The organism is Vibrio sp. 10N.261.51.C6 (assembly GCF_041471785.1).
Lineage (GTDB): Bacteria > Pseudomonadota > Gammaproteobacteria > Enterobacterales > Vibrionaceae > Vibrio > Vibrio crassostreae_C.
The window spans coordinates 22,195-40,316 of record NZ_JBFRPB010000049.1 but is presented as its reverse complement, the minus strand read 5'-3'; the positions used below and the strand labels follow the sequence as shown (position 1 = coordinate 40,316).

General features: G+C 44.0%; 15 protein-coding genes and 4 pseudogenes. 6 read left to right on the top strand and 13 right to left on the bottom strand.

What is annotated here, in order from left to right:
- Window positions 1-230: 230 nt before the first annotated feature.
- A complete protein-coding gene (locus tag AB4375_RS13105; RefSeq protein ID WP_372051750.1) occupies window positions 231-1,613 on the top strand; it encodes an MATE family efflux transporter in 1,383 nt (460 codons plus the stop codon).
- A gap of 96 nt (window positions 1,614-1,709) precedes the next feature.
- Here AB4375_RS13105 and AB4375_RS13100 read toward each other — a convergent pair whose 3' ends face one another.
- From AB4375_RS13100 to AB4375_RS13055, 10 genes and pseudogenes are all read right to left on the bottom strand, one after another.
- Window positions 1,710-2,252 (bottom strand): MSHA biogenesis protein MshA, encoded by a 543-nt coding sequence (locus tag AB4375_RS13100; RefSeq protein WP_248366773.1) that lies wholly within the window; start codon window positions 2,250-2,252, stop codon window positions 1,710-1,712.
- 436 nt (window positions 2,253-2,688) lie between these two features.
- Window positions 2,689-3,543, bottom strand: a pseudogene (locus AB4375_RS13095) (DUF1254 domain-containing protein); the annotation flags it as partial.
- A 226-nt stretch (window positions 3,544-3,769) separates the two neighbouring features.
- Entirely contained in the window at window positions 3,770-4,396 is a 627-nt protein-coding gene (locus AB4375_RS13090) for a LysE family translocator (RefSeq protein ID WP_017068670.1), read from the bottom strand.
- A 235-nt stretch (window positions 4,397-4,631) separates the two neighbouring features.
- Window positions 4,632-5,495: a delta-class carbonic anhydrase gene (locus AB4375_RS13085; protein ID WP_017068671.1), complete on the bottom strand. Its 864-nt coding sequence runs from the start codon at window positions 5,493-5,495 to the stop codon at window positions 4,632-4,634.
- Window positions 5,496-5,852: 357 nt separating this feature from the next.
- A complete protein-coding gene (locus AB4375_RS13080) occupies window positions 5,853-6,314 on the bottom strand; it encodes a hypothetical protein (protein WP_029235242.1) in 462 nt (153 codons plus the stop codon).
- Between the two features lie 131 nt (window positions 6,315-6,445).
- On the bottom strand, window positions 6,446-6,829 hold the full coding sequence (locus AB4375_RS13075; protein ID WP_017068672.1) for a VOC family protein: 384 nt from the start codon (window positions 6,827-6,829) through the stop codon (window positions 6,446-6,448).
- A gap of 124 nt (window positions 6,830-6,953) precedes the next feature.
- Window positions 6,954-7,322, bottom strand: coding sequence for a hypothetical protein (locus AB4375_RS13070; protein ID WP_017068673.1), 369 nt, complete (start codon window positions 7,320-7,322; stop codon window positions 6,954-6,956).
- A 137-nt stretch (window positions 7,323-7,459) separates the two neighbouring features.
- A complete protein-coding gene (gene trpS / locus AB4375_RS13065) occupies window positions 7,460-8,521 on the bottom strand; it encodes a tryptophan--tRNA ligase (RefSeq protein ID WP_017068674.1) in 1,062 nt (353 codons plus the stop codon).
- A 256-nt stretch (window positions 8,522-8,777) separates the two neighbouring features.
- On the bottom strand, window positions 8,778-9,578 hold the full coding sequence (locus AB4375_RS13060; RefSeq protein WP_372051747.1) for a hypothetical protein: 801 nt from the start codon (window positions 9,576-9,578) through the stop codon (window positions 8,778-8,780).
- 209 nt (window positions 9,579-9,787) lie between these two features.
- Window positions 9,788-10,416: pseudogene (locus AB4375_RS13055) on the bottom strand (D-serine ammonia-lyase); the annotation flags it as partial.
- Window positions 10,417-10,549: 133 nt separating this feature from the next.
- Between AB4375_RS13055 and AB4375_RS13050 the strand changes: the two are divergent.
- The gene (locus tag AB4375_RS13050; protein WP_017068677.1) at window positions 10,550-11,743 is read left to right on the top strand and encodes an MFS transporter; all 1,194 of its coding nucleotides are present in this window, start codon (window positions 10,550-10,552) and stop codon (window positions 11,741-11,743) included.
- Between the two features lie 14 nt (window positions 11,744-11,757).
- Here AB4375_RS13050 and AB4375_RS13045 read toward each other — a convergent pair whose 3' ends face one another.
- Together AB4375_RS13045 and AB4375_RS13040 are read right to left on the bottom strand one after the other, a co-directional pair.
- The gene (locus AB4375_RS13045; protein WP_102320430.1) at window positions 11,758-12,555 is read right to left on the bottom strand and encodes a helix-turn-helix transcriptional regulator; all 798 of its coding nucleotides are present in this window, start codon (window positions 12,553-12,555) and stop codon (window positions 11,758-11,760) included.
- 56 nt (window positions 12,556-12,611) lie between these two features.
- A complete protein-coding gene (locus tag AB4375_RS13040; protein WP_017060498.1) occupies window positions 12,612-13,145 on the bottom strand; it encodes a YbhB/YbcL family Raf kinase inhibitor-like protein in 534 nt (177 codons plus the stop codon).
- Window positions 13,146-13,388: 243 nt separating this feature from the next.
- Between AB4375_RS13040 and AB4375_RS13035 the strand changes: the two genes are divergently transcribed.
- The 3 genes and pseudogenes from AB4375_RS13035 to AB4375_RS13025 all read left to right on the top strand — a co-directional run.
- Window positions 13,389-14,798, top strand: coding sequence for a DUF3404 domain-containing protein (locus tag AB4375_RS13035; protein WP_017068679.1), 1,410 nt, complete (start codon window positions 13,389-13,391; stop codon window positions 14,796-14,798).
- A pseudogene (locus AB4375_RS13030) lies at window positions 14,776-15,406 on the top strand (response regulator transcription factor). The gene AB4375_RS13035 and the pseudogene AB4375_RS13030 overlap by 23 nt, the downstream one beginning before the upstream one ends.
- A pseudogene (locus tag AB4375_RS13025) lies at window positions 15,406-15,834 on the top strand (DUF2861 family protein); the annotation flags it as partial. The pseudogenes AB4375_RS13030 and AB4375_RS13025, both read left to right, overlap by 1 nt.
- 181 nt (window positions 15,835-16,015) lie before the next feature.
- Here the strand turns inward: AB4375_RS13025 and AB4375_RS13020 are convergent.
- Window positions 16,016-16,927, bottom strand: a complete 912-nt coding sequence (locus tag AB4375_RS13020) for a LysR family transcriptional regulator (RefSeq protein WP_017068682.1) — start codon at window positions 16,925-16,927, stop codon at window positions 16,016-16,018.
- A gap of 128 nt (window positions 16,928-17,055) precedes the next feature.
- Between AB4375_RS13020 and AB4375_RS13015 the strand changes: the two genes are divergently transcribed.
- The gene (locus tag AB4375_RS13015) at window positions 17,056-18,120 is read left to right on the top strand and encodes an HlyD family secretion protein (protein ID WP_372051745.1); all 1,065 of its coding nucleotides are present in this window, start codon (window positions 17,056-17,058) and stop codon (window positions 18,118-18,120) included.
- The last annotated feature ends 2 nt before the right edge of the window (window positions 18,121-18,122 follow it).

Here is an 18,122-nt window from a genome sequence, read left to right as displayed (position 1 = left end):
TTAACTGCCTCGTATGATTCCCACTAAATCATGAGCTTACGTGCGTTATATCCATGTTGTAACCATCACTACCAACCCTTACCTCCGAGCAAGTGAAACTCTATAAATCCAATGCTTGACCCTATACGGTAAGGTGTTTATATTGTCGCCGCCCAAAAGGGGCACATCCTAAAATGCACACCGGCCATCCTGCCATCACTGGTGCATTTATATTGGTGTTTTGAACTTCCATGCTAACGAAACTTCGTCCTTTTACTCGTGAATCGGGTGCACTTATGCATCTTTCGGTTCCAATCATTTTGACTCAAATAGCTACCCAAGCGATGGGATTTGTCGATACGACTATGGCTGGCCAAGTAAGCCCTGCCGATCTCGCCGCTATTGCACTTGGCACTAGCCTTTGGATTCCGGTGTTGCTGTTGCTACGTGGAGTGATTATGGCGTTAACGCCTGTTGTCGCTTACCACCGCGGCGCTCGTGACTTTCAGAGCATCTCTGTTGAATTCTTCCAGATGGTTTGGTTGGCATTAATTGCTAGCGTACTGCTTATCGCTTACTTGGTGAGTGCGAAACCGATCTTAGAATGGATTGGGGTTGCCGCTGAGATCATTCCTATCGGCAGTGACTATGCGTTTGCCCTAGCCTTTGGTGTGCCGGGTATTGCCCTGTTCTACACGTTAAATGGTTTTTGTGAAGGTATGAACAACACCAAAGTACCGATGATCATTTCGGTAATTGGTTTGTTGATTAATATTCCCGTCAACTACGTGCTTATTTACGGTAAGTTTGGCTTCCCTGAAATGGGTGCTGTTGGTTGTGGCTGGGCGACAAGCTTGGTGTACTGGTTAATGTCGGGAATGCTGTATTCCTACATCAAAGGCCATCATCACTACAAAACCATTATCAGCTTTGCAGACGCGAAGCCAAAAGCAAAAGAGATGCTTCACCTTCTAAGATTAGGTTTGCCTATCGGGATGAACATCGCGGTGTGTGGCAGTATCTTTGCGGTAATCGCTCTTATGATCGGCCGTATTGGTGCAGAGAACGTAGCAGCAGCACAAATTGCACTTAACATCTCGAGTCTGACTTACGTTATTCCAATGAGTATCTCGTTTGGCATTACGATTCGTGTTGGACACGCTTTGGGTGAAAAAGACGAACTCGGAGCGATTGAGCGCAGCAAAGTCGGTATCTTGGTTGCAGCGTTAATTTCATTGCTTTCGGTTGCGATGTTCCTTCTGTTCCCTGAGTGGATCATTAGGCTTTACACAACCGACCCTACAATAAGCGCGACAGCAGCAGTATTGTTGACCTTTACCGCTATGTACCAATTCAGTGATGCATTGCAAACGTCTGCTAACGGTGCTCTGCGTGGCTATAAAGACACTAAGATCCCGATGATCTTAGCTATCGCTTCATACTGGGGCTTAGCACTGCCACTGGGCATGGTACTGGGCTTAACAGACCACATTGTTCCTGCAATGGGTGAAGAAGGCTTTTGGATTGGTATTCTAACGGGCTTGAGTGTTTCAGCAGCTCTGATGCTACTTCGCTTACGATACGTGATTAAGAAGCGTGACTTGCCGCCAGCAGATGCAGCAATAGCAAACTAAGAAAAATCATCAAACTAATACAAAAAAAGCGCGTTATTGCTACTCGGCAATAACGCGCTTTTTTATTCTGTCTCTAAAATCTAATGATGAGTTCGCTTAACAGTTGTTGTTCACAATACGGACTGTACACTCACATCCTTCATCAGGACATTGGCTGCCATTTGTTCGGCCAAAAGAGTCATAAAGCACAAAGCAACCTTGGCGCGTCTCTAGATCCGCATCCGTTATGTTCGTGCTATCTAATTCAGCTTGGGTAAAGTCGTAGTCATACCCGATCACAGTGTGTCGATTACCAAAATCAGAGGTTAAGCTGTCATCATCTGATAAGGTCATAAAGTCGATCATCGTTAATTTGTCGCCCGACTCGCCTCTGCTCTCTGGGCAAAGGGTTCCCCAGTCGACCTCAACACTACCGATACCAAAATCGATTACATAGTTGCTCTGATCACCTGGGTTTGATGCATCGGGATTAAGCCCAGCGATAATAGCTTTAGAGGTTACTTGTGTGATCACCCCTTCCATTGCACCCGCAACACCTTCAAGCACCGCTTCTCTCGCTGATTCTTGGATATTAAGAAACCTCGGCGCTGCCGTTACAGCAATAATACCGATTATCACGATCACAACGATTAGTTCCATTAACGTAAAGCCGTTTTTCTTCATAACACCCGCATCTTTTGATAACTTAAATATTCAATAATCCAATGAATTACCTATAACTATACACCTCAAATAGGACTCATAACACTCCACGGCTATCGCTTTTTATAACGCTGGTTGTGGTATTTGTTCCCTTTAGAGGCTGAAAAGATAACTGGAAGCGTTATCACATAAGGTGTCAGCGGGTTTAAATTCGATCAAATGCGTGGTGCAACTGAAAGTATCGATGGAAAAAGGTTTAATTGATTTATTTGAACTGAGGCTCGCTGCGTATAATCAAAGTTAGACCATTTTTGAGTCGCCCTTTGTGTTTCTACACTTAAGAAAGCAAGAAATGAAATAGAACCCATAAAAAACGCGCTACTACCACGGGTAATAGCGCGTATCTATCAATCGTTGTACGACTATCGCAACATTAGTTCACTGCTTTCACGTAAGGAAGCACTCGGAATCCATCGCGTACTTTTTGGCTTGGAATGTAATGGCGGAAAGCTAAGTTAAACACACCAGAATCGTTCTCTGTTTTGATGTTGTTTACTGCATCATCACCACAACCAAAGCTTACGGTGTAAGTGCCGTCTGCATTTTTCTCAGCCGTGTTTGAGCTAACGTTCGCCACTTCACCAAACATGAAACCTTGCTTGTTGTAGACCGTTACCGACCAAAACGCTTGGTTTTTAGGGTAATCAAAGGTCGCCTGATGACAAGTGTCTGCTAGGAAGTTACCTGAGACTTCGTAAATATTGTCATCTAACTGCGCGCCACCCCAACCGATAGCCGCACCCACTGCGTACTTCTCTTTGGTAAACATCTCTTTTGAAGCATCTTCAGGGCTGGTAAACATACCAAACGTCGCCTGAGCACCATCGCGTTTCAGTAGTTTCGGCATTTCCATCTTAAGGTTTTTCTCTACCTCATCGAATGATTTCTCATCCACTTGCATTGCCATGAATTCGCCGTCTGCTTTTGCATCAATACTCATCTGATCTTGGATTTTATGAACTTCATCTTTGGTGAACGTCGCATCAGTACGAACGATGACATACACGTGGTCACCACTGTGAGTAGAAAGATCAAACGTACCAGAACCGTATTGCATTGGCTGAATGCGGTGATCTTCTGTAATCACCTCCATCGACATGTATTTGCCTTCAGGAATCTCAGGCAACGTAATCGTCGCGCCTTGTGAAACGTTAATTACAGCCATTGAGTAGTAAGTGTCTCGGTTCATTCGAACCACATCCTGTTCATCTGTTGGCGTTAGCTCGCGTTACGTTCCTCTCTTTGATTAAAACACTTAACGACACCAATAAGTTTAGATCCAGCCGAGAAAGCTGTTGTTCGATAGTCATCATAAGACATGCATTCGAGTAATATCACTCGTTAAATAATTGCACCATTGTGACTAACAAACAAGTCTCTGTTTAAACGATGTCACTTATATCCAACTAAAAAGACGAACCCATCGGTTCGCCTTTCTGCTTAAAGAATCTTTTTTATCGATTTATCGCCAAATATGATCCAGCCGCAATCATTATTCCACCAGCACTTTGGTTTAACCTTTTATGTGCGCGTGGCGTTTTTAACAAACCTGCCATTCTGCCCGCGCCCACAGCGATAAGTATTAAGCCTGACATCAGAGCAACAGATGCTAAAGCAGAAACTAATACGATATCTTGTGAGCGCAGAACAGTCAGATCAATAAAAGTCGGCAAGAACGAAATATAAAACAGAATCACTTTAGGGTTCGATGCTGAAATCAAAAAGCCTTGCGCGAAACTCGCGAGTTCGGATTTCTGACTCTGTTTGGCGGCGAGTTCAGCTGAGCCTTGCACTTCAGGTAAGATCTTAAACATCTTATAGCCCAAGTAAATCAAATAAGCTGCACCAACGTAGCGAATCACCTCAAACGCAATCGACCAATTCTCGGCAATCGTTGCTAGACCGAAACAGGCAAGCGCAAGGTAAATAAGATCACTGCATATCATACCTAACGAAAGCGTGACGCACTTTCGCCATCCTTGAACCATAGCACGAGCTAAAATGGCAAAGACGCCAGGCCCCGGAGTAATACCAAATACAAACATGGCAATAAAGAATGTAATCGCACTTTCTAATGACATTGGACTGTCCTTTTCTATAACCCAACATAATTGATCATGAACGTATCATGGAGCTTCGATTCTGGTAAAGAACGTTTTTGACTAAGTTCTATTTACACAACTCATGTTTTGAATAAGTGTCGCACGTAATTTACCCACCAGACTTAATTAAACCTAAAACCTAAGTGCTTTTCGTTAGGGCATAAAAAAGGCGAACCTATTGGCTCGCCTTGATCATTTTATTCGTCAGAACCGTTTAGTCATTACGAATAGGTGATAACAGCTCAGGGTTAACCACCAAGTTTCTCACACCGTGGGCGTGATCTTCGTTAAAGTCATTGCCTTCACACCAGCTACCTACTGTAGCGATATTTACTTTCGCGACTTGTGGTCTAACGCTCCATGTTACTTGGAAAGGTGAACCTTGCTCATTGTAACCAGGGCCCGTTGTAGAGCCTGCGTATTGGATCGCTGAGCCAGTATCTTGTGGGATGTTTGGTGCTTGGTGTAAGCCGTTCACTTTTGAATGTTTAGCGAGCGCTTCAAAGTCGAGTGCTCTGTCGTCATTCACTAATACGTAAACTTGGGTTTCTACACGCAGTTGCGGGTTGGTAATTGCGTCGTTAAAACAAGCACCCAATGTTACACCCGGTTCAACTTGCGCCGTTGAATAAACATAGTGAACTTCAATGGTGTCACCCGAATGCAAAGAACCATGCTCGCTCGGACAAACCTTGCTCTCAAATGGTTTCAGCTCAGCAGAACTCAGCTTGCCTGTGTATTTAAAGCCACTCTGGAATCCCTTACCATCACCGTTACCAGCGTATTGAGTAAACTCGCCGCCTTTATGCTCAGCATTTTTATGGAAGTGAATATTACATAAGTTCATTGCTGTTGAATCAGGGGCATCCGAGAACAGCCTGATATTGGTTCCTTCTAATGAACCCAAATCTCGTGGGGCTTGCGGGCCAAAACCTTGTCCTTGGGTATTTTCAGAAAGCTTAGCTCTTTGTTCTGCGATAACACCATCTGATACAGACTCATGGCTCGCGTCTGATGCATTTGCATGAGCTGACAACATCACCAATGCGGCACTTAAAAACACACTCTTATTCTTCATTTTTCTTCCCTAGAATATTGATAACTAAACCTAAACCGACATAACAGCAAACATCTTACTATGCTCGTAAGTGAATATAAGACTTGTCTTTGTAAGATTAGATTTCATTACTTACTTTGGGATGAGTATTAGAACCCTTGATGCATATAACAAGTCAAACAGGGTAAATTCGGCGAGTCCCTTCCAGAACGAATAATTTCCTATTTATGTTAACCGTCGCCTGACTCAGCGCTCAGATAAGTGAGCACGATTCTTAGGAAGAACGGTGGCCAGATTTAGAAGATCAAAAAAGGCGAACCATCTGGCTCGCCTTCACGTTTCATTCTATCTATTAGGTTGTGGTTCTAAGTTAACGATTTAACCGTTACCGGTGGCAAATATCCCAAACGTCATGACGTTCAATGCATCTGTCACGCCCTCTAATGATTTAATCACCGTCTTAGTCGGTTTATTATGACGAATAAAATAGCTTCCGATGCCTTTTTCACCGCCACTCTTAGCATCGCTTTCAGTTGTTTCTGTCGCTTCTATTTGAGAAGGCTCCACTGATTCTGGCTCTGCATTGGCGTGAGCTATCGTGTCTTTATTTGAATCAAGGTTAGTGAGTGGTTGATGATTAACGATTGAATCATGGGAAGAATCAACGCTGGTCTCAGCGTTTGTATCCTTTGAAGTCTCGAGATTACTCTCTCCCTCTATACTTTTCGACATAGCGTCTTCGTTGCTCAATGTCTCGTCGTCTAGCTGATGATTACTCGTTGAAGAACAGGCTGTTAAGAAGAACAGGCTAACGATGAATATGAGTAAGTTTCTCATCATAATGATAAAGCACGAATTAATAAAACATTGTTCGATTGTATTTTATTTGGCTGACGACATCCAGTGATAAGCGGAGTAAACACGAACAGTCACGGTCTTGAAGAGTAAACAAAAGCGTACGGGTTTAGTGCTTAAGAATAATAATTCGAGAGCTCAATTAGGTTGCCATCAGGATCTCGAATATAAACAGAGACAATTTTTCCCGTCGCACCGGTTCGCTGTACTGGTCCCTCTTCTATCACGACGCCTTGTGCTTTGATATGTTCAGTGGCTTCAGCAATTGGCATATTGGTAATAAAGCAGAGATCTGCACTACCGACCTGCACACGCCTTGCCTTTGGCTCGAACTCGCTACCTCTGAGGTGTAAATTGATCTTCTGCGTTCCAAATGACAACGCCAACCTGCCCTCGCCAAATTCGATAGGCTTCATTCCAAGTACCCGTTGGTAAAAGTCGACCGTAACTTGTAAATCTTTCACGGTTAATACCAAATGATCCAACTGACTGATTTCCATCATTACCTTCCTGTAACTAAGAGTGGTAAGGGCTTATTGGCGGTGACTAGGCACAGTTAGGTGAACAATGTCATTCGACAACCCACATAACTCATAACAGAAATGTAGGTTGGAATTACTGAACTTAGCCTTTGCGCTTACTGAGCGTGTAGGAAACTAGACTATCATCACCAATCTTGAACACCCAAACATTCTCGCCATCCACAAACTGAAATTGATTGGTTGATTCAGTCAGCTTTAGTTTCCCAATAAATTCAGACAATGCTGGCTTGTTGATGATGAAGCTTCCTTCTGAAGTATTCGCATCCAGATCGTTATTCACTTCAATCTTCACGGTAGATTTAGGCAAAATGTCGGGTAACCAACCTCTGTCAAACAATCGCTCTTGTTTGGCTTGCGCATAAGTCGAGTACTCATCGCTAACAACATCTGAACAGCCAGACATTAGAACCAAAGCCGAAAATAAGATAGAGAATAAAACGTTAATTTTCATTTAATTACCATAAATTGAAAGCTGGAATTTGAGATCAGGCGTTGCCATACAACCTCATTTCCATTCACAAAATTAATTTTATAAATCAATCGTACTCGGCATTCAAATTAATTGACTTTATTTACATGCACCCAGTGCTAGATAATATTCAAACCAAAGACGCCTTTTACGTCGAACAATACCTTTTGCGTTCTTTCCCTACCGACTTCGCTACCATTTCGCAAAATATCGATGAGCTGCGCTTTGTCATCCAGCAACTCAGTTCTTCTTTCACGAATAGGACGAATCATCTCTTGCAGGCACTCTTCCAACACTTTCTTAGTTTGTCCATCGCCTAGCCCACCTCTTTGGTAATGCTCTTTTAGTTGACTGACATAGTTAGCGTCTGTGTGAAAAGCATCAAGATAAGTGAACACGATATTCCCTTCTACCTTGCCTGGGTCTTCAATTCGTAGATGATTTGGGTCGGTATACATGGATTTGACTGCAGCTCTGATCTCTTTCTCTGTTGCACCCAAATTAATGGCGTTGCCCATCGATTTAGACATCTTACTTTTACCATCAGTACTAGGGAGGCGAGATGCATTGCTGAGAAGCGGCCTACATTCATTTAAGATTGGTTTACCAGCAAGCGAGTTAACCTTTCTTACTATCTCATTGGTTTGTTCCAACATCGGCAATTGATCATCGCCAACAGGCACTAAAGTCGCGTTAAAAGCAGTGATGTCTGCCGCCTGTGAGATTGGATAAGTGAGGAAGCCTGCTGGAATAGAGCGACCAAACTCCTTGTTCTGAATTTCGCTTTTGACCGTTGGGTTGCGTTCCAAGCGAGCGATAGAAACAAGATTGCTGTAGAACATGGTGAGCTCAGCTAACACCGGCAACTGTGATTGCAGACAAATCGTGGTCTTGGTCGGGTCGATACCCACCGCAAGATAGTCAGCGACTACATTGAGAATGTTGGAAGAAACCTTCGAAGGATTATGGGCGTTGTCGGTAAGCCCTTGCATGTCAGCGACCAATATCGTTTGGTCGTGAATATGCTGCAAAGAGACTCTTTGTTTAAGTGAACCGACGTAATGACCCAAGTGCAAAGGCCCAGTAGCTCTATCGCCAGTCAGAATGATTTCAGGCTTGTTGGTATTGTTCTTACTGCCAATATTATTGCTGTCGGTATGGCTGTTTGAGTTGGTATTCATGGTGTATCTCCAAGTTAAAAAGGCTACTGGAGATAAAAAGAGGCGACATTTTTGATGACATTCTTAGCTACCGTCCAGCAGCTAAAGAATGTAAGTATTCCGTGCTGCTCTATTGAGAGCACCACCAAAAGAAAATTGAAGTTGAAGTTGAAGCAGAATTAAATTTCATGGTTAAAACCTATCAACAATACAGACGAGCGACAACTGTTATTTACGCACACCAAGAAAATAGGTTTAAGATTAACAGTTTATAGGCTTAATCTTTACTGGAACACAGTTCAGTGATTCGGTCACACATGGCTTGGTTGACTGTGAAGTGGGTGTTGAGAAACACTAGTTGGGCAAGTGCCGATTCAGCCGTGCGCTCGTAACCTTGGGTAAAGGTTGGTAGCAATTGAGCAAACTTAGGAAAGCGCGCTTCTAGTCTTCTATCCGACATAAACTCATCGACAAATTCAGGCTCAGAATGTTCAGTTTGATCCACAAGATCGATCAAACGATCAAGTGCGTAAGATTGAACGAACCGACTGCCCGACAGCTTTTCGCCTCGATTATAACGAGACATACCCACATAAAGATTGGTTAATGCTTCGCCTATGATCCACTCTTGCGAATTAGCTTCTTCCGCCCTTTTTTGTGGTGGGATACAGCACTGAGTATCAAATTCAGGTTGCTGCCAAACAATGCGCCCTTCAGCAAATGGAATATGCGCTAACTCGTGGGATTCAAACACCGCAAATTCGCAAAAGATTCCGTCAGCGTATAAGACTTTATAGCCATCGACGGTATTTCTCACCGCGTAGTCGATTGGGTGAATATCAGACAGCCAATGTAAACTGTCTAAGAAATATTGCTTGTGCCCCGTTTGTACTATCGCGAAAAAATCGACATCTGAATACTGATCAAGTTGTTCTGTTTCAATACCTACTGAGCCCAATCCCAGCAAAGCATGAGCCTTACCCGATGCTTCCAAAGACTCCCCAATCGCATCTAAACGCTGGAGTAATTTTTCTGGTGTGTTTATGTGTCTTGTCTGTATCACTTTGTCCGTCTGCATTGCTCAATCCCTATCAAGTTGAATGCCACTCAACCTAACTGATAGTTAGAACATCTAAGAAGCTTAATTTATAAAATGTGTGTTTTGGATAACGATCTGCGCAAGTTATTGTTTGAATTAAGGTGGGATTTAGAGGTGAGAAAGAGTGTGTACAAGCTATAAACAACACTCTTCTATCATGACTTATCTTTTTAGCAGCTCATATTTGCAACAACGTTGACGCCATGCTCACGAAGTTTGCTTTTCTTCCAAGATCTCGCGTCTGCCGACATATGAACAGAGACCGTAAAGCCTAATTTTGCACTCATGATACCGATCGACATACCTAGGTTACCCGTTGAGCCTACCGCAATGCTGTATTGTTGGAAGAAGTTACGAAACTCAGGTTCGAGCAGCTTACTGTAGTCATCGCTCTCACACAGTAACCCCGCTTCAATCGCTAGCTTCTCGGCATGCGTTAGTACTTCATAGATACCACCGCGCGCTTTGATTGAACCTGAAATCGGTAAATGGCTGTCTTTCTTCATCATCAAACGCCCTTTTATAGACTGCTGATAATGCGCTTCCAATACTGATTTCATAGATGGAATGTCAATAAGCTCAGACTCGATGATGCCATTGGTCGCTTGAGTTTCAGGGAATGCCTTCACCAGATAAGGGGCAAACCTTTGTAACCTCAAACTCGCATCATGAATATCTTGTTCGCTTAATCCCCATAAGGCAAACCGCGCTCCAGAGTCGTCACATTTGGGTTAAACCAAACCACCTCTTCCAATGCAATCAATTGTTGAAGTAATGGGAAATCTGAGATGAGTTTATGGACATTCAATATGGTCATGGATTACCTTTTTTGGTAAAGCGCGCGCGACGCTGGTTCAGTCATTAGTAAACCTATTTAAACGGTATTTGTGTAATCATTCAATGATCTGTAGGCTAGCCTGTCTTCTCATAAGCAAACAGTAGAACAACCTATGAGCGCCTCTCTTCGTAATAGCATTTTCGTGATGTTAGGGATTCTATTCCTAGCACTTAACCTTCGTGGGCCTTTTACGAGCTTGGCTCCTGTGCTTTCTCAGGTTATGGAAGGCCTCAACCTTACGTCGTCGGCTGCAGGCTTCTTAACAGCTTTGCCACTGTTAACTTTTGCCTTATTCTCACCATTAGTCACCAAGATATCCCAACGAATTGGTCTAGATCCTAGCCTGTTATTAGGCTTAGTTCTGATCACTACGGGTATTACACTGCGCTCTGCTGGGTTAACCCCAACCTTGTATATCGGCACGGTGATGATCGGGCTTGGTATCGCGATTGGTAATGTGTTGTTGCCTGTAGTAGTGAAAGTTAGCTTCCCGACACGCATCGCTACTGTGACTTCTCTGTACATCTTTACGATGGGCATCGGGTCGACGTTAGGCTCAAGTTTGATGGTGCCGTTTTCAAATCTAACCTTATTTACGATCACGGGTTGGCAATTAGCGCTGTTAATGAACTTGGTATATCCAATATTAGCTTTGATGATCTGGTTGCCTAAAATCAGAAAACGCTCATCTTCGGCCAGCAATAACAAGCAACAAGACAAACCTCTGCCGATGAAACAGATGATTAAAAGCGGCGTAGCGTGGCAAGTAACGTTAGCGCTTGGGCTTAACTCATTTACCTTCTACTCTTTGGCTGGCTGGTTGCCACAGATATTGAACGATCTTGGCTACAGCGAAATCGACGCGGGCTACATTTATGGATTTCTGCAATTTTCGACTATGGTTCCGGGGCTGCTGTTACTGCCGTTCTTAGCCAAAAGTGACAATCAACAATGGCTCATCACTCTATGTGCATCGAGTGTATTTGTTGGATTGATTGGTCTTCTGTATTTGCCTGAGTTTGCGATCTTTTGGGTGGGACTGTTTGGATTAGCCAACTGCTCGACATTTATTATCGCGATCTCTTTTGTTGGCTTGCGTACATCGAATAGCAGCCAAGCCGCATCATTGTCGGGTATGGCTCAGGGAATCGGTTATGCGTTGGCAGCGACTGGTCCAACGCTGGTGGGTAAGCTTCATGCTCAGACAGATTCTTGGAGTGTGCCGATTCTGTTGATCGCATCTGTTGCCTTTGCGTGCACGATTTTCGCGGCATTGGCAGCACGAGATAAGAAAGTGAGCGTTTAAGCCAAACATAATGACTATGGCGTCGCGACTCTATGGCTGACGACGGTTTTGATGTATTCACTTGGCGACAAACCAAATTTGCCTTTAAAGCGCTGACTAAAACGCCCTTCCGATTGGTAACCGCAAGACTGAGCCAACATCGCCACATTCTGCTGTCCGTTTTGCATCAGATAAAGCGCGTGACTCAAGCGAACTTCAGCCAGTACCTCTCGATATTGCATGCCTTCCAGTTTGAGCTTCCGAATCAATGTGGCTCGGCTCATCGCAAAACGCTCCGCCACCGACTCTAATGGATGTTTCTCATCTGGTGAATGTGAAAGGTAATGGCTGAGCTTTTGGCTAAACGAGACGTTGGCACTGACAAACAATAGATGCAACACCCCTTTTTCAGCTAATTGCTGGTACAAGCCCTGCAACCAAAACTGTTGAGTCTCTTTGCTCATGCTCTGTGTATCAAAAGAGAACAGAGCATTGAGTGAGTCTTGTAAGTTTCGATCCACTTTTACTGTAGGCAGTCCCAGATCATTCGACCGTTCCTCACTTAAATCAAGCATCGCCTGAGAAGGTTGGAATTGAAAGCTGAACACTCGCGACAAGAAGCGCCCTTTGTGGGGCATGTTCTCAAAACTTAGTGAAGCTGATGCCTCACAAAACAACAGCTCAGAATGTGAGAGCTCTGCCGCTGAATCTTTCCAAAACAGGCGCTTACTGCCTGTAATAATCTGAATGATACTAGGGGATAGAATCCTCACATTACGCAGTTTTTGTAACTGCTCTGCACGAAAGATCGTCACTTGATATTGATGATTCATCTCATCCCCTTGTTTACTTATTATGTACGTGTATAAGCTTTAACGTACATAAGCTATTAACGTGTATAAGTTGCGGTCAGTTTAGCTTTGTCTAAAGCCATGCTGTTCAACGTGAATCCAACCACAGCCGACGGCGTATTTTCGTCGAGGTTAAGTTTGTCCGTTGGTAATGCCCAAACCGTGAACTGGTAACGGTGCATACCATCTTTTTCTGGAGGACAAACGCCACCGTAGCCAACTGTACCGTAATCAATGCGACCTTCTTTGCCACCGACTTTAGAGATGTCGACACCGCGAGGTAGCTCGTTCACAGTTGCAGGGATATCAAACGCAACCCAATGCCAGAAGCCACTTTCAGTCGGTGCATCTGGATCATAAGCTGTGATAGCAAAGCTTTTGGTACCTGCTGGTGCATCTTTCCACATCAATTGTGGTGATTGATTATCGCCGTCACAACCCCAACTAGAGTATTCAAAAGTCTTTGCCATTGGGTGACCTTCTTGAATATCGTTGCTGGTTAATTCGAACGCATGAGCAGAGCCTGTAGCCAAAATACTGATTGCCAATACTGATTTGATGATGAGTTTCATGATGGTTCCTCTTATTAGGTATGAGCCCAGTATAGTCCCCTCATTTCGCCCAATAATGACAGTAAGTACACAATTATCTATTTTATTTCAAATAAATGATACTTACTGTATTTGTACTTTATTATTTAAAAGCATGACCCACTCGACAATTTGTTGTTAAAAGAACACTTGTTGACATTCAGGTTACAAATCGCGCCCAAAACTCTTTAGACTCGCCCCACGACTTTTAACGAGAATGATTGGATGCGCAGGTTTACATTAGCTCTTTGCTTGATCTTTTGGCTCCCAACCCTAGTCAATGCCCAAAGTTTGCAAGATAAGTGGCAAACTCTGTATCAACTGAGCTGGCAATCATCCCCACTCTTAGTATCTCAACAAGAGTTGGCTCAGTATCCGAAAGTTCTGCTCCATGAAAATAGCCGCTATCCTGATTTCAACCAATTCAGTTGGGACGACATCGCAGTGTTAGCGTCAATACAAGATCACTGCCAAGCGATTGAAAGCAGTAACCCTTCATTACATGAAGCCATCGAGTTCGAGCTCGCTCTGTGTCAGCAACAAACATTGGATTCGATTTGGTTTGCAGCACACTCCAAACGTCACCCTGCCGGTGGCAGCTTTGCTGGTCGTTATTTAGCCGCTTACCCAGATGTGACCGAGCAGATACGCCCATTTTTGAGTCTTACCAACCCTCAGCACCCTTTATATAACAAACTAGAAAGCCTAAGTGCACAAGGCAGAGAAGCACTGCTCAATGGATACCGCGCTTGGCAACAAGATGATGTGCTTTGGTTAAGTGGCGAACAAGGCTGGAAAGCTATTCCCTTAGATGTTTGGCAACCTATCGCAGAGCAACAAGAGGTATCTTTGGCAGGTGAAACCTGTACTTTTCGTTACAGTAACGTGTGCTTAAACGAGCCTAGCAATGACAATCTGATCATGAAAACCTTGATCTTTACATTGCTGCTAACGTTGCTTTCCGGGCTCGCTAGAGTCTTATACCTAAGAACAAAACAACGAAAAGAGAGGCAGTTCGTTTTACAGCTTCTTACTCATGAACTGCGCACGCCTATTACTAGCCTAGGCTTAACCGTCGAAATGTTTAGAAATCGCTACGATGACTTTTCTGATGAAACTCAAAGTGCGGTTTGGCGTTTAATATCTGACTATCAAAGGCTTTCTCAGCTCACCGAAAACAGCAAAGTGTACCTAAGTTCGGATCAGTCAGAGCCTTTGTTGAAGCAAAACGCTTCATTAGAAGAGTGGCTCGATCATGTCTGTGAAAAGCACAATATTTCTTATCAATGTGAAGCGCGTGAAGTTGAACTGAACCTTCCCTATTACTGGCTAACCATCTGCTTGGATAATCTAATCAAGAATGCCAAACAACATGGTAAAGGTGAGGTTTTGGTAAAGGTCGAACTCGCTGATAAGCTCAGGATTGAGGTGCAAGACGAAGGTCACTTCCCTTCTTTTCTGCAACGGTTTGTATCTCGAGCAACACCGAATATCAATCACAGACAAGACAACATGGGCATTGGCCTCACTATTGTCGAACACTTGATGAAACAAGCGAATGGCCGTCTCATTATTCTTCGTAACCCAACCCGATGTATTTTGGAAATTGCTTATGAACACCCTACTGCTGATTGAAGACGACCAACTGCTTGGACAAGGCCTCGTCAGCTTCTTTGAATCCAATGGTTACCCATGCCTTTGGGCGAAGGATTCAGAGAATGCCAGTAAGAAATGGTTTCGAGCCGATCTTGTGATACTGGATCGACAGCTTGCAACACCTTCCAAACTGGTTGCTCCTCAAAGCGCTGCCTGTGATTGTGTTGACCGCTAAAGTAGAAGTTCAACAACGTGTTGAAGGTTTAATGGCGGGTGCCAAAGACTATGTGACTAAACCATTTTCGAACGACGAATTACTCGCTCGAGTCATTACCCAGCTACGTCCGTTAGGTGTGAGCCTCTTAACTTACGCAAATATCCAAATCAACTTGTCGGAACGGATCGCTTATCTGGATGAAAGCCCTGTAACACTAAAACCTAAAGAGTTTCAGCTATTGGTACTGTTTGTTCAGAACCAAAGTCGTGTGTTTCACCGAGATGAATTACTCAATAAGATTTGGGGATATCAGGCTTTTCCTAGTACCCGAACTATTGATAATCACATACTGCGCTTACGCCAGAAGCTGCCAACATTGAATATAGAAACACATCGTGGCGTTGATTACCGCTTGGCCGGGGAATCATAATGAAAGTTACTTCGTTAACCGCACTGATCTACACATTGCCGCTCGCAAGTCATGCGGCATGGTTTACCGACACGCCATTGCAGCACACCTATCAATCTCTACTTGATGACCAACCTCAAGTTGCGTGGCAAGAGCTGCAAATCGCACTCGATCACAAATCACTCGATAGTGAGCTTTGGCTGCCAGTCAAACAAGAGATCCTGAGCCAGACTCAATGTGGAACCTTACTCAAACAAAGTGCTGAGCCAAAACACCACATCCAAGTCAGCTTCATTCGACGCTATGGCCTGTCGTCGCACGGTTATCAAATCAAAGTCTCTGCCGAGCAACTCAGCAAAGGCTCAGAAACTCAAACTCTTTCTTTGGTATCGCCTAAAGGTAAAGTCCTTCTCGATGGACAACTCGCTTCCAATAATGAGTATCTAGAGTACACAGAGAAAAAGAGCTAGTTCGGTACTTAGCCTACAACTACATTAGCAATCAGAAAAAAACGAACTTGTTAACAAGTTCGTTTTTCTCTTTTCAATGTTATTGGTCATTGTCAATGAATTACAACTAATCAACAGTTAGGCAGCCGATTCCTTCTGTTGCTCCCAATACAATATGCCTTTATTTCGTTATTTGATTGGCTCTATTTTGAAAAGCAGTCAGTAGATAGTCGATAAAGACCTTTTTACGTTTCGGCATCAACTGCCTGTCTGCATACACTAGGCTTACTGAAACTTCTGGCATCTCATATTCAGGTAACAGACGAATCAGCTTACCTGTCTTAAAGTGTTCCCGACAAATGAATTCAGGAAGCACCGCCAAGCCGAGCCCATCCACACACGCTGTTAGGCATGCCGTGATGGTATTCACCCGCAACTGACACGGCAGATCGATCAAAATCGACTCTCCGCCTTCTAATTGTAAATGCCACTTGGGTAGACGCACGGCCTTGTTCACCACCTCAATCATTCTGAATGGCGGTTCAAGATCATCGGGTGAAGAGACGTCATCGAACTGCTCTAAATACTCCGGGCTGGCTGCCAATACACGCTTTGATGTTGTGAGGTAGCGAGAAACCAAGCTCGAGTCCACTAGCTCACCAATTTGTGCGTAAAGATCGATCCCCTCCGCAATGATGTCGACTTCTCGATTCGACAGTTCTAAGTTCAAAGTCACGTTTGGGTGCTCTTTTAGGAAGCTGTGGATGTATTTAGCTAATACTTGATGCCCCAATTCGACAGGCAACACAACATTTAACTGCCCTCGGATCAAATCCTGATTGGCTGAAACCTCTAGCTCAGCTTGGTTCATGATCTCTTGCATCTGCATGCTCGACTGATAAAAGCGCTCACCCTCTGGCGTTAAGACTAAACTTCGTGTCGAACGAGTGATCAACCTCACACCTAGATGCTGTTCCAGCTCGTCTAGCTTTCGGCTGACGGTCGACTTGGTCATGTTCAATGCTTCAGCTGCGTGCGTGAAACTCCCACAATCAACAACTTGTGTAAAAACAGTCACAGCATTTAAGTCCATCGTACTTCTCCCAAAGCGCCATTAGTTAGATTTTTGCAACAGTGTTTCCCTTTTTTCCTACCTTATCAACCAATCGAATTCATTTACAATTCGTTACATCTAAATAAAAACAAAATGAGAAAGAAAAAATGACAGAGAACAACAACGCTTCGCAAACAGTAAGCACAAAAAAACGTAAAAAAGCTCCGCTTATTGCTACTGCGATCATGCTGTCATTGGGTTTAGCCGGTGCTGGATACTGGTACGGCTATGGCCAGTACTTTGAATCTACCGACAATGCCTACCTACAAGGCGACATCACGAATATTAGCCCTAAGGTCTCTGGCTATATTGTTAAGTCTTATGTGAGTGATAACCAATCGGTTAAAGAAGGTGATTTGCTGGTTCAAATCGATGACCGTGATTACCAGTCAGCACTCGCTCAAGCAAACGCCCATTTAAGCGTCGTGCAATCAGACGTCAAAAATCTAGTGGCACAACAAACGTTACAACGTAGCAAGATCAATCAAGCAGAAAGCCGCGTTGATTCTGCACAAGCTGAATACGAACGCGCGATTCAACAAGTGGTACGTTCTCGTAGCTTACTAAAGCGTAACTACGCGTCTCAAGATGAAGTCGATAGCATGGTTGCACAACAAAAAGTCACCCAAGCAGAACTTGAAGAAGCAAAAGCAAACCTCGTCGCAAGTAATGATCAGCTAATCGTGATTGCGAGTGAAATCGAACAAGCAAACGCATCCGTGACTGAAGCTCAAGCACAAAGAGATCAAGCACAGCTTAACCTTGATTACACCAAAATTTACGCGCCAGCAGATGGCGTGATTGGTAAACGCAGCGTACGTGAAGGCTTGCTGATTCAAGCAGGCGCACCACTGATGAGCTTGGTACCAAACAACCAAGTGTGGATTGAAGCCAACTTCAAAGAGACACAGCTAAGTGGTATTCACAAAGGTCAGACGGTTGAAGTAGAGTTGGATGCGTTCCCGGGGCAGCCTCTTGAAGGTGTGGTAGACAGTTTCTCCCCTGCGACTGGCGCTAAATTTGCGCTCCTACCACCAGAAAACGCGACCGGTAACTTCACTAAAATCGTTCAACGTGTACCGGTTAAAATTACTATTCCAGATCAGCAAGAGTTGAAAGGTCGACTGCTTCCTGGTTTGTCTGTGGTAGCGACCATCGATAAACGAGGCTAGAC

What these genes read in the sequence shown, in the direction of transcription:
- AB4375_RS13105 (WP_372051750.1), top strand. Translation starts at nt 231, where the DNA reads ATGCTAACGAAACTTCGTCCTTTTACTCGTGAATCGGGTGCACTTATG.
- AB4375_RS13100 (WP_248366773.1), bottom strand. Translation starts at nt 2,252, where the DNA reads ATGGAACTAATCGTTGTGATCGTGATAATCGGTATTATTGCTGTAACG.
- AB4375_RS13090 (WP_017068670.1), bottom strand. Translation starts at nt 4,396, where the DNA reads ATGTCATTAGAAAGTGCGATTACATTCTTTATTGCCATGTTTGTATTT.
- AB4375_RS13085 (WP_017068671.1), bottom strand. Translation starts at nt 5,495, where the DNA reads ATGAAGAATAAGAGTGTGTTTTTAAGTGCCGCATTGGTGATGTTGTCA.
- AB4375_RS13080 (WP_029235242.1), bottom strand. Translation starts at nt 6,314, where the DNA reads ATGATGAGAAACTTACTCATATTCATCGTTAGCCTGTTCTTCTTAACA.
- AB4375_RS13075 (WP_017068672.1), bottom strand. Translation starts at nt 6,829, where the DNA reads ATGGAAATCAGTCAGTTGGATCATTTGGTATTAACCGTGAAAGATTTA.
- AB4375_RS13070 (WP_017068673.1), bottom strand. Translation starts at nt 7,322, where the DNA reads ATGAAAATTAACGTTTTATTCTCTATCTTATTTTCGGCTTTGGTTCTA.
- trpS (WP_017068674.1), bottom strand. Translation starts at nt 8,521, where the DNA reads ATGAATACCAACTCAAACAGCCATACCGACAGCAATAATATTGGCAGT.
- AB4375_RS13060 (WP_372051747.1), bottom strand. Translation starts at nt 9,578, where the DNA reads ATGCAGACGGACAAAGTGATACAGACAAGACACATAAACACACCAGAA.
- AB4375_RS13050 (WP_017068677.1), top strand. Translation starts at nt 10,550, where the DNA reads ATGAGCGCCTCTCTTCGTAATAGCATTTTCGTGATGTTAGGGATTCTA.
- AB4375_RS13045 (WP_102320430.1), bottom strand. Translation starts at nt 12,555, where the DNA reads ATGAATCATCAATATCAAGTGACGATCTTTCGTGCAGAGCAGTTACAA.
- AB4375_RS13040 (WP_017060498.1), bottom strand. Translation starts at nt 13,145, where the DNA reads ATGAAACTCATCATCAAATCAGTATTGGCAATCAGTATTTTGGCTACA.
- AB4375_RS13035 (WP_017068679.1), top strand. Translation starts at nt 13,389, where the DNA reads ATGCGCAGGTTTACATTAGCTCTTTGCTTGATCTTTTGGCTCCCAACC.
- AB4375_RS13020 (WP_017068682.1), bottom strand. Translation starts at nt 16,927, where the DNA reads ATGGACTTAAATGCTGTGACTGTTTTTACACAAGTTGTTGATTGTGGG.
- AB4375_RS13015 (WP_372051745.1), top strand. Translation starts at nt 17,056, where the DNA reads ATGACAGAGAACAACAACGCTTCGCAAACAGTAAGCACAAAAAAACGT.